This is a genomic window from Roseomonas sp. AR75 (assembly GCF_005222815.1).
In the GTDB taxonomy this organism is placed as follows: Bacteria; Pseudomonadota; Alphaproteobacteria; order Acetobacterales; family Acetobacteraceae; genus Falsiroseomonas.
This window is the reverse complement of sequence record NZ_STGB01000002.1, coordinates 84,464-98,601: the sequence shown is the minus strand read 5'-3', so window position 1 is coordinate 98,601 and position 14,138 is coordinate 84,464. Positions and strand designations below refer to the sequence as shown.

Annotated in this window: 12 protein-coding genes; 7 read left to right on the top strand and 5 right to left on the bottom strand. The window is 71.2% G+C overall.

Annotated features, from left to right (window positions below):
* Positions 1-10: 10 nt before the first annotated feature.
* Complete coding sequence (locus E4T13_RS08365) at positions 11-646, top strand: hypothetical protein (RefSeq protein WP_137177835.1); 636 nt, start codon at positions 11-13, stop codon at positions 644-646.
* 24 nt (positions 647-670) lie between these two features.
* Here the strand turns inward: E4T13_RS08365 and E4T13_RS08360 are convergent, their stop codons facing one another.
* On the bottom strand, positions 671-1,126 hold the full coding sequence (locus tag E4T13_RS08360; RefSeq protein ID WP_137177834.1) for an Lrp/AsnC family transcriptional regulator: 456 nt from the start codon (positions 1,124-1,126) through the stop codon (positions 671-673).
* A gap of 109 nt (positions 1,127-1,235) precedes the next feature.
* On the opposite strand from E4T13_RS08360, the gene E4T13_RS08355 reads away from it, so the two are divergent.
* From E4T13_RS08355 to E4T13_RS08345, 3 genes are read left to right on the top strand one after another with little or no spacing between them, the layout of a single operon-like run.
* Positions 1,236-4,634 carry an indolepyruvate ferredoxin oxidoreductase family protein gene (locus E4T13_RS08355; RefSeq protein WP_137178499.1) on the top strand — a complete coding sequence of 1,133 codons (3,399 nt, stop codon included), beginning with the start codon at positions 1,236-1,238 and terminating at the stop codon, positions 4,632-4,634.
* A 20-nt stretch (positions 4,635-4,654) separates the two neighbouring features.
* On the top strand, positions 4,655-5,812 hold the full coding sequence (locus tag E4T13_RS08350) for an acyl-CoA dehydrogenase family protein (protein WP_137177833.1): 1,158 nt from the start codon (positions 4,655-4,657) through the stop codon (positions 5,810-5,812).
* A 47-nt stretch (positions 5,813-5,859) separates the two neighbouring features.
* Entirely contained in the window at positions 5,860-6,222 is a 363-nt protein-coding gene (locus tag E4T13_RS08345; protein WP_137177832.1) for a hypothetical protein, read from the top strand.
* A 7-nt stretch (positions 6,223-6,229) separates the two neighbouring features.
* Here E4T13_RS08345 and E4T13_RS08340 read toward each other — a convergent pair whose 3' ends face one another.
* From E4T13_RS08340 to E4T13_RS08330, 3 genes are read right to left on the bottom strand one after another with little or no spacing between them, the layout of a single operon-like run.
* A complete protein-coding gene (locus E4T13_RS08340; protein WP_137177831.1) occupies positions 6,230-7,738 on the bottom strand; it encodes a tripartite tricarboxylate transporter permease in 1,509 nt (502 codons plus the stop codon).
* Between the two features lies 1 nt (position 7,739).
* Positions 7,740-8,204, bottom strand: a complete 465-nt coding sequence (locus tag E4T13_RS08335; RefSeq protein ID WP_137177830.1) for a tripartite tricarboxylate transporter TctB family protein — start codon at positions 8,202-8,204, stop codon at positions 7,740-7,742.
* Positions 8,205-8,214: 10 nt separating this feature from the next.
* Positions 8,215-9,222, bottom strand: coding sequence for a tripartite tricarboxylate transporter substrate binding protein (locus tag E4T13_RS08330; RefSeq protein ID WP_137177829.1), 1,008 nt, complete (start codon positions 9,220-9,222; stop codon positions 8,215-8,217).
* A gap of 163 nt (positions 9,223-9,385) precedes the next feature.
* Between E4T13_RS08330 and E4T13_RS08325 the strand changes: the two genes are divergently transcribed.
* The 3 genes from E4T13_RS08325 (at position 9,386) to E4T13_RS08315 (ending at position 12,346) form a co-directional block, all read left to right on the top strand.
* Positions 9,386-10,177 carry an SDR family oxidoreductase gene (locus E4T13_RS08325; protein WP_137177828.1) on the top strand — a complete coding sequence of 264 codons (792 nt, stop codon included), beginning with the start codon at positions 9,386-9,388 and terminating at the stop codon, positions 10,175-10,177.
* Positions 10,178-10,228: 51 nt separating this feature from the next.
* The gene (locus E4T13_RS08320) at positions 10,229-11,632 is read left to right on the top strand and encodes a M20/M25/M40 family metallo-hydrolase (RefSeq protein WP_137177827.1); all 1,404 of its coding nucleotides are present in this window, start codon (positions 10,229-10,231) and stop codon (positions 11,630-11,632) included.
* Between the two features lie 141 nt (positions 11,633-11,773).
* A complete protein-coding gene (locus tag E4T13_RS08315; protein WP_170984882.1) occupies positions 11,774-12,346 on the top strand; it encodes an EF-hand domain-containing protein in 573 nt (190 codons plus the stop codon).
* Between the two features lie 136 nt (positions 12,347-12,482).
* Here E4T13_RS08315 and E4T13_RS08310 read toward each other — a convergent pair whose 3' ends face one another.
* A complete protein-coding gene (locus E4T13_RS08310) occupies positions 12,483-14,084 on the bottom strand; it encodes a glycosyltransferase (RefSeq protein ID WP_137177825.1) in 1,602 nt (533 codons plus the stop codon).
* Between the last annotated feature and the right edge of the window lie 54 nt (positions 14,085-14,138).

The following is a 14,138-nucleotide window of genomic DNA, read 5'->3' as shown; positions in this document are numbered from 1 at the left end:
AGAACGCCGCATGAGATCCGCCCGAATCCTTCTCGCCGCGCTGGGCGCGGCCGGCCTTGCCGCCTGTGCCGATCAGCAGGCGATGGCCCCGGCCGCCACGCCCGCCGCCGCCGCGGCGCCTGCGCCCGCCGGCCCGCCTCAGGGGGCCGCGGTCGCCGAGACGATGCAGCGCACCGCCGTGGTCGAGACGGTGAACATGCAGGAGCGGTCCGTGCTGCTCCGCGGCGATGCCGGCTCGCAGAACGGCGTGCTGGTGACGCTGAAGGTCGGGCCGCAGGTGCGCAACCTCGCGCAGATCAAGCCGGGTGACCGCGTGGTCTACACCGTGACGGATGCCGTGGCCGCCGTGTTCGCCAGGCCCGGCGACGGTGCCGCGCCGGAAGGCGCCGGCGTGCTCGCCACCCGGGCCGCGCCGGGCCAGCGCCCTGCGGCAAGCCTGACGGTAGGCAACCGCGTGCGCGTGCGCGTGGACAGCATCGACCTCGGCCGCAACTCCGTCACCTTCACCGAGCCCGATGGACGCCAGCGCACGGTTCGCGTGCAGGATCCGGCCATGCGCCGATTCATGCGCACGCTCAGCCAGGGCGACATGGTGGATGTGGTGCTGATCGAGACCGCCGATCTGCGCGTGCTTCCGCCGGCCTGACCCCTGGCTTCCGCCCGTGCCGGCTCACCCCGGCACGGGCGACAATTCCCGTTTCAGGCAGCGCAGCGCGAAGCTGGTGCGCGTGTGCCGCACGCCCGGCAGGCGGTACAGCCTGTCCCGCAGCAGCCTTTCATAGCCGACCGTGCCGCCCACCGCGGCCTTGATGACGTAGTCGTATTCGCCCGTGACCAGGTGGCATTCCAGGATTTCCGGGATTTCCTGCACCGCTTCCTCGAAGCGCTTCAGATGCGCCTCGTCATGGCGTTCCATCATCACCTCGATGAACACCGTGTCCGGCAGGCCGAGCGCCGCCTGGTCGAGCAGCGCCGCGTAGCCCTTGATCACGCCCGCCTGTTCCAGCCGCTTCACCCGGGTCCAGCAGGGGGAGGGAGACAATCCCACCTCCTCCGCCAGTTCGGTGTTGGTCAGCCGGCCCTGCCGTGCCAGGGCCCGAAGGATCTTCTTGTCGATCGCGTCCATGCCGGAAGCCTATTTCGTTCGTTCGGCACCGCACAACGAAATACGGAAGCATCCCCTTCGCAAGGCGGCGCATCCTTCCCATAGTGCCGACATGAACGGAGCCACCGCCATGGGCAGCCTCACGCGCCCCGAAGCGAGCCTCGAGGACAAGTGGAACGCCGCCGGCGAGCCGGTGGTGATGACCGGCATCCAGGCGCTGGTCCGCCTGCCCCTGCTGCAGCGCCAGATGGACGCCGCGCAGGGCTGGAACACCGCGGGCTACATCAGCGGCTATCGCGGCTCGCCGCTGGGTGGCTACGACCAGCTTCTGTTGAAGGAGGCGAAGCGGCTCGCCGAGGCGAACATCGTCTTCAATCCCGGCCTGAACGAGGACCTTGCCGCCACCGCGGTCTGGGGCACGCAGCAGGTGCCGCGCTCGCCGGGTGCGCGGCATGAGGGCGTGTTCGGCATCTGGTACGGCAAGGGCCCAGGCACGGACCGCAGCGGCGACGTGCTGCGCCACGCCAATTCCGCCGGCACCAGCCCTAAGGGCGGCGTGCTGGCGCTTTCCGGCGACGACCCGGCGGCGAAATCCTCCACCGTCACCAGCGGCTGCGAGTTCACCTTCCAGGACCTGGAAATTCCGGTGCTGGATCCCGCCGAGGTCGCGGAGGTGCTGGAGTTCGGCATCAAGGGCTTTGCGCTGTCGCGCTATGCCGGCGTCTGGGCCGGGGTGAAATGCGTCGCCGAGACGATGGACGCCGCGCAGACCCTGCGCGTGGACCGCGCTTCCTACGCCACCCACGCGCCGCGATTCGACCTGCCGCCGGATGGCGTGCATCTGCGCATCCCCGACACGGCCCAGGCGCAGGAGCGCCGGCTGCGCCAGGTGAAGCTGCCGGCCGCCGTCGCCTTCGCCCGCGCCAACGGCTTCGACCGCTTGGTGGTGGACAGCCCCAATGCGCGCTTCGGGATCGCCGTGCGCGGCAAGGCCTTTGCGACGCTGCGCCAGGTGCTGGCCGATGCGGGAATTTCCCCCGAGTTCGCGCGCGCGAATGGCCTGCGCATCTGGAAGGTCGGCCTCGCCTGGCCGCTCGATGCAGACGGCGCGCGTGCCTTCGCGCAGGGCCTCGAGGAGGTCCTGGTCATCGAGGACCGCCGCGCCTTCCTCGAGCCGCAGCTGCGCGACGCGCTCTACCCGCTGGACCAGCGGCCGCGCATCTTGGGCAAGAAGGACGAGCGCGGCGCGCCGCTGCTCTCCGAGCTGACGGAACTGGACTCAGGCCAGGTGCTGCGCGCGCTCGCGATGCGCCTTCCGGAGGCGCTGCGCACGCCGCAACTCTCCGAGCGCCTGCGCGCGCTGGAGGAGTTGGAGCGCGGCGCGGCGGAGCCCGTGACCACGCGCGATCCGTTCTTCTGCCCGGGCTGCCCGCACAACACGAGCACGCAGGTGCCGGAAGGCAGCCGCGGCCTGGCCGGCATCGGTTGCCACTGGCTCGTCACCAAGATGCCGGAGCGCAACACCACCGCCTTCACCCAGATGGGCGGCGAGGGCGTGCCCTGGCTCGGCATCGCGCCCTTCACGGATGAGGCGCATATCTTCGCGAATATCGGCGACGGCACCTGGTCGCATTCCGGCTCGCTGGCGCTGCGCGCGGCGGTCGCCGCGGGCCACCCGATGACCTTCAAGGTGCTGGTGAATTCCGCCGTCGCGATGACCGGCGGCCAGGCGGTGGAAGGCCACCCCACCGTGCCGCGCATCGCCGCGCAGATCAGGGCTGAAGGCGTGCAGCGCATCGCCATCGTCTCCGACGACCCGGACCGCCACCAGGGCGATGCCGAGATGCCGAAGGGCGTGACATTCCATCCGCGCGCGACGCTCGATGCCGTGCAGAAGGAGCTGCGCGGCTTCCCCGGCGTGACGGCGCTGATCTACGACCAGGAATGCGCGACCGAGCGCCGCCGCAAGCGCAAGCGCGGCACGGCGGCGCAGGCCGAGCGGCGCGCCGTGATCAATCCGCGCGTCTGCGAGGATTGCGGCGAATGCTCCCGCGTCTCGAACTGCATCGCGGTGGAGCCGCTGGCCACGCCCTGGGGCCGCAAGCGCAGGATCGACCAGTCCGCCTGCAACCAGGATCTTTCGTGCATCACGGCCTTCTGCCCCTCCTTCGTCACGCTCATCGGCGCCGAGCCGGCGAAGCCGAAGCCCGTCGCGATGCCCGATGGCGCGCTGCCCGATCCGGTGCTGCCGGAGCCGGTGGACGGCAAGGCCTGGAACCTGCTGGTCGCCGGCGTCGGCGGCCAGGGCGTGACGGCGCTCGGACAGATCCTGGCCATGGCGGCGCATCTGGATGGCCGTCCCTCGCGCAGCGTGGACACGCTCGGCTTCGCGCAGAAGGGCGGCGGCGTCTACGTCCAGCTCCGCATCGGGCACGCCGGTGCGACCGAGGCCGACATCCCCGCGCCGCGCATCGGCGCCGGCCAGGCGGATGTGCTGATCGCCTCCGACATCGTCGTGGCGCATGGGCGCAACGCGCGGCCGCTGCTGGGGCCGGAGCGCACCGCCGCCATCGTCAATGCGGACATGGCGCCGACCGCCGCCTTCGTGCGCGACACCGCCACGCGCTACGACACCGAGGGCATGATCGGCAGCCTGCGCGCGGCGACGAAGGATGTGCACCCGCTGCATGCCGCAGCTGAGGTCGTCGCGCAGCTCGGTGATGCGATCTTCGTCAACATCTGGCTGCTCGGCGGCGCCTTCCAGCGCGGGCTAATCCCGGTCTCCGCCGGCGCGATCGAGCAGGCCATCCGGCTCAACGGCGCGCAGGTGGAGCGCAACCTCGCCGCCTTCGCCCTCGGCCGCCGCGCCGTGCTGGAGGGACGCGAGGCCGCGCCGCCAAAGGCCGAGACGCTGGATGAGCAGGTTGCGCGCTGCGTCGCCGACCTGACCGCCTACCAGAGCGCCCGCTATGCGCGCCGCTATGCGGCGTTCGTCGCGCAGGTCCGTGCGGCGGAAGCGCCGCTGGGCAGCCAGCGGCTGACACGGGCGGTGGCGACGCAGTTGCACCGGCTGATGGCCTTCAAGGACGAGTACGAGGTGGCGCGGCTGCATTCCCTGCCGGAATGGCGCGCGCAGCTCGCGCACGACTTCGCCGGCCAGCCGCGGATCGAGATGAACCTGGCGCCGCCGATGCTGTCGAAGCAGGACCCGAACACCGGGCTGCCGGCCAAGCGTCGCTTCGGCCCCTGGATGCTGACGGCGATGGGCCTGCTGCGGCACGGCAAGGCGCTGCGCTTCACGCCGCTCGATCCCTTTGGCCGCACCGAGGAACGGCGCATGGAGCGCGCGCTGATCGAGGAGTACCGCGGCACCATCGCCGCGATGCTGCCGAAGCTGACACCCACGACCCACGCGACGATCTGCGACTGGGCCGAGGCCGCCGCCGGCATCAAGGGTTTCGGGCCGATCAAGGCGCGCAACGTGGAGAAGACGCGGGCGCGTTGGGCGGAGATCGCGGCGCGGCTATAGTCGGGGCGGAGAAGCCGAACATGCCCCTGGACGACGCCGCCGTCTTCGACCTGCCCGACGCCACGCGGGAACTGCGGGAGACGGCGCTCGCCTTTGCGCGCGACCGCCTGGCGCCGAACGCGCAGGACTGGGACGAGCGCAAGCATTTCCCGGTGGACGTGCTGCGGGAAGCCGCGCAGCTCGGCATGGCTGCGCTGTATGTCCGCGAGGAATCGGGCGGCGCCGGGCTGACGCGCCTCGACGCCGCGGTGGTGTTCGAGGCGCTGGCGACGGGCTGCCCGACCACCTCCGCCTTCCTTTCGATCCACAACATGGTCGCCTGGATGATCGACCGCTTCGGCGACGATGCGCAGCGCGCGCAATGGCTGCCGCAGCTGATCGGCATGGAGAAGATCGCATCCTATTGCCTCACGGAGCCCGGCGCCGGCAGCGATGCGGCGGCGCTGTCCACGCGCGCCGCGCGGGACAACGCAGGCTATGTGCTGAATGGCCAAAAACAGTTCATCAGCGGGGCAGGGGCCTCCGACCTCTATCTCACCATGGTGCGCACCGGCGGGCCGGGTGCGAACGGCGTCTCCGCGCTGCTGATCCCCAAGGACGCGCCCGGCCTTTCCTTCGGCGCGAACGAGAAGAAGATGGGCTGGAACGCCCAGCCCACCCGCCAGGTCATCTTTGCCGATTGCCGCGTTCCCGCGGAAGCGCTGCTGGGCGAGGAAGGCCAGGGGTTCCGCTTCGCCATGGCCGGCCTCGATGGCGGGCGGCTGAACATCGGCGCGTGTTCCCTCGGCGGCGCGCAGCGGGCGCTTGATATCGCGCTGGCCTACGTGAAGGACCGCAAGGCCTTCGGCCAGGCGATCGAGAAATTCCAGGCGACGCAGTTCCGGCTGGCCGACATGGCGACGGAGCTCGAGGCCGCGCGCACCCTGCTCTGGCGCGCCTGTGCGAAGCTCGATGCGAAGGCGCCGGATGCCACCGCCTTCTGCGCAATGGCCAAGCGCTTCGCGACGGATACCGGCTTCCGCGTGGCGGACGAGGCGCTGCAGTTGCTCGGTGGCTACGGCTATCTCGCAGACTACGGGATCGAGAAGATCGTCCGCGACCTGCGGGTGCACCGCATCCTGGAAGGCACGAACGAGATCATGCGGCTGATTGTGGCGCGGCAGATGCTGGGGCGGTGAGCCACGCCGCACTGGCGCGGCGGTCACGACCTGCGGTAGAATACACCATGCGACTTTTCGCCGCATTGCTGGCCGTCGCCGTGGCGCTGCCTGCCGGGGCTCAGCCTTTGCGCAGCATGGTCGTGCCGCCGGACGCGGCGGTGGCCGTGCCGCCGCGCGGCGTGACCCTGCCGGCGCTGCCGATCCGCCCTGTCTTGCCCGCGCCCGCCGCCCCGCTGGCCGCCGCGCCGGCCACCGCCGCGGCCCCGGGTGGCGCGGCGGCATTGGCCCCCGCGGCCGCAGCGGCTGTGCCGATGGGTCTCGCCGCCGTACCGGGCCTCATCCTGCCGCTTGCCGCCGCGGCGCTGCTCGGCGGCAGCCTGGCCGGGAGCGGCGGCAGCGGCACGAGCGCGCCGGCCGCCACGCGCTGACCGGCGCCTACGCCCGGGCCACCCTCGCGCGCCGCTTGCGCAGGTCGCGCCGCACGGACAGGGCGAGCGAGACCACCATCAGGCCCAGGATGCCCAGCGCCCAGGGATAGTTCAGCACGTACCACACATCGCCGCCCGCCAACTGCCACGCGCGCAGCAGCTCCGTCTCGATCAGCCGGCCCAGCAGCAGCCCCACCACGACCGCCGCCACCGGGAAGCCGTAGCGCGACAGCAGCCAGCCCAGCACGGCGAAGACGAACAGCGTGATCGGGCCGGCGATGGATCCCTCGATCGCGAAGGCGCCCATGGCGGACATCACCAGCACGCAGGGGATCAGGTAGCGCAACGGCAGCCGCACGATGGTGGACGCGCCGTAGACGAAGAGCGTGCCGACCACCACCAGGATCGCCGCCTGCGCGAAGTTCGACAGGATGATGGCGTAGACGACGTCCCGGCTTTCTTCCATGAAGCGCGGGCCGCCTATGACGTTGTGCATGGCGAAGGCCGCCAGCAGGATCGCCGTCGCGCCGCCGCCGGGAATGCCGAGCGCGAGCATCGTCGCCATGGACCCGCCCTCGGAACTGGAATTGGCGGATTCCGCGGCGATCACGCCGCGCACGTCGCCCTTGCCGAAGCTCTCGGGATCGCGCGCATTCCGCCGCGTCTCCCCATAGGACAGCAGGTTCGCGATGGAGGAGCCGATGCCCGGCACCGCGCCGACGAACACGCCGATGGCCGAGCCGCGCAGCAGCGTCACCGGGTTCTTCAGCACCAGCATGCCGCCCGCCAGGATGCGGCGCAGGCTGATACTGCGCTCGGATTCCGCTTCGACGATGAATTTCGCATTCACCAGCGCAAAAAGCTGGCTGGCCGCGAGCAGGCCGACCATGGCGGGGATGGTCGGGATGCCGTCGAGCAGCCAGGTGATCCCCATGTCGCCGCGCATGTAGCCGGCGGTGTTCATGCCCACCATGCCGAACAGCACGCCGAGCCCCGCGGCGAACAGCCCCTTGGCGACGCTGGATGCGCCGATGGAGCCCAGCAGCACCATGCCCCAGATGCCGATCGCCGCCATCTCGTACGGCCCGATGCGCAGGACCACCTCCGCCATCGGCTGCACCAGCACCAGCAGGATCACGTAGGAGAGCAGCACCCCGATGCAGGAGGCGAACAGCGCCGCGCCCAGCGCCTCGTTATGCTTGCCCTGCCACGCCATCGGATAGCCGTCGAAGGTGGTGGCGACGGCGGAGGAGGTGCCGGGGATGTTGATCAGCACCGCCGGGATCGATCCGCCGAAGCCCGCGCCGGTATAGACCGAGGTCAGGAAGATGATCGCCGGCAGGAACTCCATATAGAGCGTCGCCGGCAGCACCAGCGCCATCGCCATGGAAACCGAGATTCCCGGCAGCGCGCCGAAGACCAGCCCGATCAGCAGCCCGGGGATCACCCAGATCCAGGCATCCAGCGATCCCGCGAGCATCGCGACCGCGGCGCCGAAGGCGACGGTATCGATCATCTCACAGCAGCGTCGTGGGGAATGGATAGGGGATCAGCAGCCGGAACCCCTCGATCACCGCGAGCGTGAACAGCGGCGGGAACAGCAGCAGGGCTGCCCAGTGACGCTCGCCGCCGATCAGCAGCGCCACCAGGACGAAGGCGCAGATCGCGATGTCGTAGCCCACCTGCTCCAGCCCCGCGGTGAACAGGCCGAAGGCCGCGACCATTGCGAGGATGCGCAGGAGGTCCGCCGTGCTTTCCCGCGGCGGCGCATCGGCAGGGCGCCGCCGCGTCAGGCAGCCGATGGCCAGCACCGCCCAGAGCCCCAGCACCAGCCAGGCCGTGGGCTGCAGCAGCAGCAGGTTCTGCGGATCGAGCGAGACGCCGCGCGCCTCCACCAGGAAGGCGAGCACGCCGGCCGCCAGAGCCGTGACGAAGGCAAGCTCCGCCCAGGCCGGCTGCCGGCGCGTCTCCCCCTGGCTCACGCCCGCAGCCCTAGGAGGCGCGGAGCAGGCTGGCGTAGCGCTCCATCAGCGCCGCCGTCGCCAGATAGGCGCGGTTCGACGCCTCCGGCCCATACCAGGTGGTGGAAAGCTGCTGGCCGCCGAGCGTCGAGACGCATTCCGGGTCCTTCGTGGCGCGCTCGATCGCCTGCAGCAGGATGCGGTAGCGGTCGGGCGCGGCCTCCACGAAGCGCTTGGAGGTGACGAAGCCGCGCTGCGAGCCTTCGACGAAGGCGGCCTCGAAGCCCGCGGCCTTGGCGTGGTCCGAGAGGATCGGCACGTCCGGGTAGTCGCTGTTCTTCTCGTCGGTGAACATCAGCAGCGGCCGGATGCGATCCTTGATCGGCAGGAAGCCTTCGCCGCCGACCAGGCCGACATCCACCACGCCGCCCGCGGTCGCGTTGCGGGCGGGGCCGCCGCCATCATAGGTAACGACGCGCACGCGCGAGCGGTCGATGCCATGCGCCTGGCAGAACAGGGCGAAGTTGATCAGGTCCGCCGAGGCCGGTTGCAGCCCGACGGAGAGGCTGCGCGGATCGCGCTTCAGGCTGGCCACCACCTCGTCCACGCTGCGGATCGGCTTGTCCGTCGCGCAGGCCATCAGCGTCAGGTCGCGCGAGGGCAGGTTGATCATCCAGAAATCGTCCGCCTTGTAGCGGGCGTTGCGCGTCAGGATGGAGACCGGGATGTAGGGGCCGGCGGAATGCACCATCAGCATGTAGCCGTCATCCGGCTGCTGCAGGAAGAAGGTGTTGCCGAGCACGGTGCCGCCGCCCGGGCGGTTCACCACCGTCACGGGCTGGCCGACATGCTTCTGCACGAAGGGCGCCATGGCCCGCGCCAGGCGGTCGTTGTAGCCGCCCGTTGCAAAGGGCACGAGCAGCGTGATGGGGCGGTCGGGGAAGCCCTGCGCGCGGACGCCGGGCGCGACGAGGGTGAGGCCCGCGCCCGCTGCGAGCAGCGCGCGCCGGCGCGTGATCATCGGCCCGATGCTGGTCATCCTGGTTCGTCTCCCGCTGTTGGCCGGCGGACCCGGGCTGGCGGGCTGCCGACATGATCGTGCGGGCAACTAGCCGCGCGCCGCACGCATCGTCAATCGCCAACGGCTTGATCGCCACGGCGCCGCTGCGCATGGTCATGCGGCAAGGGGTGGGGAGGACGCCGTGGATCTGGGCTATCGGGGCCGGCGGGTGCTGGTGATCGGCGCATCGGCGGGGATCGGCTTCGCAACGGCGGCTTTGCTGGTGGAGGAAGGGGCGGAGGTGATGATCGCCTCCCGCGATCCGGCCGGTATCGCCGCGGCCGCCGACCGCATCGCGGCGAAGGCGGGGCGGCGGCCCGCCACGGCGGTCGCCGACATCACCCGGGAAGGCGCGGCCGATGCGCTGCTGGCGGAGGCCGCAGCGCGCTGGGGCGCGCTGGATGCGCTGGTGGATGCCGTCGGCGGCTCGATCCGCTCCGGCTTCGAGGCACTGAGCGACGCCGACTGGGCGGCGAACTACGCCTTCAACGTTCTCTCCGCGGTGCGCGCCGTGCGTGCCTCCCTGCCGCTGCTGCGCAAGGGCGTCGCGCCCTCGATCGTGCTGCTGGGCGCCGCGGCGTCGCGCATGCCCTATCCGAACCAGGTCGTCTCCAACGTCCACAAGGCCGGGCTGCTCGGCCTGACCAAGACGCTCGCCGGCGAATATGCGGCCGAGAGCATCCGGGTGAACTGCGTCGCGCCCGGCCGCACGCTGACTCGGCTTTGGCAGGACCGCGCGGAGAAGCTGGCGGCCGAGCGCGGCGTGCCCTTCGACGAGATCATTGCCGGATTTGCGCACGAGATCCCGCTGGGACGGTTCGGCGCGCCGGAGGAGGTGGCGGCGATGGTGGTGTGGCTCTCCAGTCCGCGCGCGGCCTATGTCACGGGCCAGACCGTCAATGTCGATGGCGGGATCGCGCGCGGGCTGCTGTAGCCCGCGCATCCTGCTAGCCTCGGACCCACATCAGCACCGGAGTATCCCGACATGCCCAGCCGCGACGGCGCCATCTCCCGCGCACTCGGTTTCTTCGACGATGGCGGCTATGCGGCGCTGCTCTCGCGTCTGGTCGCCATTCCCTCGACCTCGCAGGACCCAGAGCACGCCGCTGCGCTGCCGCGCTATCTGGAGGAGGGGCTGAGCGACTGGGTGCGCAAGCTCGGCTTCGAGGCGACGATCCATCCCAACCCGAAGCCCGGCTTCGGCCCGATCCTGACCGCGACCCGCATCGAGGACCCGTCGCGCCCGACGATCCTGCTCTACGGGCACGGCGACACCGTGCGCGGGCTGGACGACCAGTGGCATGACGGGCTGAAGCCCTGGGAGGTGAAGGACGAGGGCGACCGCTGGTACGGCCGCGGCACCGCCGACAACAAGGGCCAGCACGCGCTGAACCTCGCTGCGCTGGAAGCCGTGATGGCCGAACGCGGCGGCAAGCTCGGCTTCAACGTGAAGCTGGTGATCGAGACCGCCGAGGAACGCGGCTCGCAGGGGCTGCGCGACTTCGTCGCCGCCAACAAGGCGCTCCTGGCCGCCGATGCGCTGATCGCCTCGGACGGGCCGCGCGTCGAGCCGGAGATGCCCACCGTCACCACCGGCACGCGCGGCACCTGGCATTGCGACCTGGTGATCCGCTTCCGCCCGGGCGGCGTGCATTCCGGCCATTGGGGCGGGCTGACGCGCGATCCCGCGGTGCTGCTCTGCCACGCGATCGCATCCATCATGGACCGCAACGGCAAGATCCTCGTCCGTGACTGGCTGCCGGCGGGCGGCATGCCCGCGAAGGTGAAGGCGCTGCTCGAAGGCTGCCCGATGGGCGGCGGCGGCGAAGCCGCGTCGATCGACGAAGGCTGGGGCGAGCCCGGCCTGACGGCCGCCGAGAAGATCTATGGCTGGCAGAGCTTCATCGTCCTCGCCATGGTCTCCGGCCGGCCGGAAAACCCGGTGAACGCCGTCGCGCCGGATGCGCGCGCGCATTGCCAGATCCGCTACACCGTGGATGCGCCGGTGGACCGCTTCGAGGCCGCGCTGCGCGCGCATCTCGATGCCCACGGCTTCGACTTCGTGAAGATCGAGAACGCGGCCATCCGCATGCCCGCGAGCCGCACGGAGGCCGACGATCCCTGGGTGACCTTCGCACGCGATTCGCTGGCACGTACACTGGGGCGGAAGGTGCAGGTGATCCCGAATTCCTCGGGCGGCCTGCCGGGCGATGTCTTCGTGGATCATCTCGGCGTGCCGCTGGTGTGGATCCCGCACAGCTATTCCGGCTGCAAGCAGCACGGCCCGGACGAGCACCTGCTGAAGGCGACTGCGCGCGAGGGCATCGCGGGCTTCGCCGGTATCTGGTGGGACCTCGGCGAGGCCGGCGCGCCGGCGCCCCGATCCTGACAGGCGTGTCAGGGTTTCATGCGGGCATGTGACAGGTCGCGTTACTTTTGCTCACGGATGGAGACGGTGTCCGCAATGTCTTTGTTGCAGTGCGGGCGCAGGGTGATCTTGTCGCGAATGAACGCAGACAAGGAGAACACGATGAAGACGTCCCGCATTGCGCTGGTCGCGGGTGCCGCGGTCATCGCCGGTGCCCTGGCGCTGCCGGCCTTCGCCCAGCCCGGCCCCGGCCAGGGTCGCGGTCCCGATGGCCCGCGCCGCGGCGCGCCCGGCTTCGCCATGGGCGAGGCCTTCGCCCGCGCCGACACGAATGCCGACAGCCAAGTCAGCCGCGACGAAGGCTGGGTGTGGCTGCAGGCCCGCTTCGCCGAGGTGGACGGGAACCGCGATGGCGGCGTGACCATCGAGGAGTTCCGCGCCTATGTGCAGACCCGCATGGGCGGCCGTACGCCGCCGGCCGGCGCGCGCGAGCAGGGCGAGCAGCGCGGCCAGGCGATGTTCCGCGTGCTCGACGTGAACAGCGATGGCCGGGTGACGCTGGAGGAGATCCGGCCCTTCGCCGAGGCGATGTTCCGCTCGCGGGACGCCAACAGCGACGGCCAGCTCACCCGGCAGGAAGTGATGCCGCGTCGCGCCAGCCACCACCGCGGCCCGCACGGCCACGGCCAGGGCGGCGAGCGCCGCGGCCCGCCGGCGCAGCAGCAGTCGAACTGAGCAGCGCTCACTTCTCCCTCCCCCGCTTTTGCGAGGGGTCCGACGCCAACGGCGTCGGACGCCAAAGTAGCGGTGGCCTCGGCCACCGCTTACGGCGGCAGGTCGGGGTGGGGGCACCCCGCTACGGCGTCGCTGCCTACGCCCCCACCTCCGGCGCCCGCTTCACAAGCGCCGCATCCAGCGCCGCCCGCCGTTCCCACAAGCCGCGATACCAGGCCAGCCGCGCCGGCACCTGCCGTGCCACCAGCCGGTTCTCCCGCACCCAGCCGCGTGCCGCATCGCCCACCGCCCGCGCCCGCTCCGGCGCGGCGAGCAGCGCGCGCAGCCTGTCCCCCAAGGCCTCGGCGTCATCCACGATGAAGCCGGTTTCGCCGTCGCGGATTGTCGCGCCGTACACCACCGGGCTCGCCAGGCAGCAGAGACGGTGCGCGCCGGCTTCCACGAATTTCAGGTCGGACTTGAAGCTGTTGAAGCGCGTGTCGGCCAGCGGCAGGAAGGCGATCTCGCAGCGCGCCATCAGCGCGCGATAGGCCGAATAGGGCAGGATCGGGTGGAAGCGCTTGTGCGGCGTGCGCAGCGCATCGAAGCTCGCGCGGTCGAAGATCACTTCGACGCCGAGGCGATCGCCCGCCTCCGCCAGCACGGCATTCAGCGCGTCGATATAGGGCGCGGTGTCCTCCTCCCGGCGCAGCGCGCCGAGGAACAGCGTCAGGCGTGACGCGTCCGCGAAATTCTCGACCTCCGGCAGCTCGGCGACGGTGTTGGGAAAGACCATCACCTCGTCGTTGAAGGCGCGGAACAGCGCCTCCAGCTTCGGCGTGGTGGTCTGCACCGCATGTACGCCGCGGAAGGCGAAATGGTCGGATTGCGCGATCACCGGCCAATGCGCGGGATCGTCGTCGAATTCCTGCACCACCACCCAGCCCCGCTGGCGGAAATGGTTGATGAAGGCGGGCGCTTCCGGGTTGTTCAGCAGGCGGCGGTGCAGGATCAGGATGCGCGGCACGTCCGGCGCGAGCTTCGGCGTCTCCGGCCGTTCGCCGATGCGCAACGCGATGCCGGGATGCGTCGCGACCGCGCCGAGCGGCATGTCCACGCGCACCTCGTTCACGCCGCCCACGGGCTTCAGCACATGCGCCAGCAGCATCAGCGGCGGCGGCGCCTGCCGCGCGGCACGCAGCAGCCAACGCGGCGGCGCGGCGCGGCGCAGATAGGTGGCGGCGTCCACACCGAGCGCGGCCAGCGCCGGGGCGATCTGGCGCGCGAAGCCCTCGGCCGCCTCGGCCTCCGGCACGGATTGCGGCACGTCGAGCGGGATGAGCCCCGCGCCGCGGATTGCAGCGAGCAGGCCGTCTCGCGTCATCGCGTCGGGCGGCGGCGAAGTCGGCCTGATGCCGCCGACCAGCAGTTGCTGCGCAATCCGCCAATGCTCGGCGTTGGGCAGATCCACCAGCAGCACGCCATCCCGCGCGAGCAGCGCCGCCGCGTTGCGGATGGCATCGGCGGCATCGCCGGCCAGCGCCTGCAGCACAACCAGATCCGCTTCCGCGGCGCCCGCCGGGATGGCGCCGGGCGCCAGCCGCGCCAGCCGCGTCAGCGCGCAGCCGGGATCGCGCCGCGCCAGGAAGGCCGCGAGCGCAGCGTCGCCGCCGATCTGCACGATCCGCGCGAGGCCCAGCGGGATGCGCGCGCAGAGTGCGGGATCGGCGGGCGCGGTGGCGGGGTCGGGCGTCGGCATCGCATCCGGTCTCCCCGGACCCCGCGGGCGCGTCAACCCACGATGGGTGCTCCA

Bases quoted from the DNA above. Each gene is read 5' to 3' on its own strand.
- E4T13_RS08365 (WP_137177835.1), top strand. From the start codon at position 11: ATGAGATCCGCCCGAATCCTTCTCGCCGCGCTGGGCGCGGCCGGCCTT.
- E4T13_RS08360 (WP_137177834.1), bottom strand. From the start codon at position 1,126: ATGGACGCGATCGACAAGAAGATCCTTCGGGCCCTGGCACGGCAGGGC.
- E4T13_RS08355 (WP_137178499.1), top strand. From the start codon at position 1,236: ATGGGCAGCCTCACGCGCCCCGAAGCGAGCCTCGAGGACAAGTGGAAC.
- E4T13_RS08350 (WP_137177833.1), top strand. From the start codon at position 4,655: ATGCCCCTGGACGACGCCGCCGTCTTCGACCTGCCCGACGCCACGCGG.
- E4T13_RS08345 (WP_137177832.1), top strand. From the start codon at position 5,860: ATGCGACTTTTCGCCGCATTGCTGGCCGTCGCCGTGGCGCTGCCTGCC.
- E4T13_RS08340 (WP_137177831.1), bottom strand. From the start codon at position 7,738: ATGATCGATACCGTCGCCTTCGGCGCCGCGGTCGCGATGCTCGCGGGA.
- E4T13_RS08330 (WP_137177829.1), bottom strand. From the start codon at position 9,222: ATGACCAGCATCGGGCCGATGATCACGCGCCGGCGCGCGCTGCTCGCA.
- E4T13_RS08320 (WP_137177827.1), top strand. From the start codon at position 10,229: ATGCCCAGCCGCGACGGCGCCATCTCCCGCGCACTCGGTTTCTTCGAC.
- E4T13_RS08315 (WP_170984882.1), top strand. From the start codon at position 11,774: ATGAAGACGTCCCGCATTGCGCTGGTCGCGGGTGCCGCGGTCATCGCC.
- E4T13_RS08310 (WP_137177825.1), bottom strand. From the start codon at position 14,084: ATGCCGACGCCCGACCCCGCCACCGCGCCCGCCGATCCCGCACTCTGC.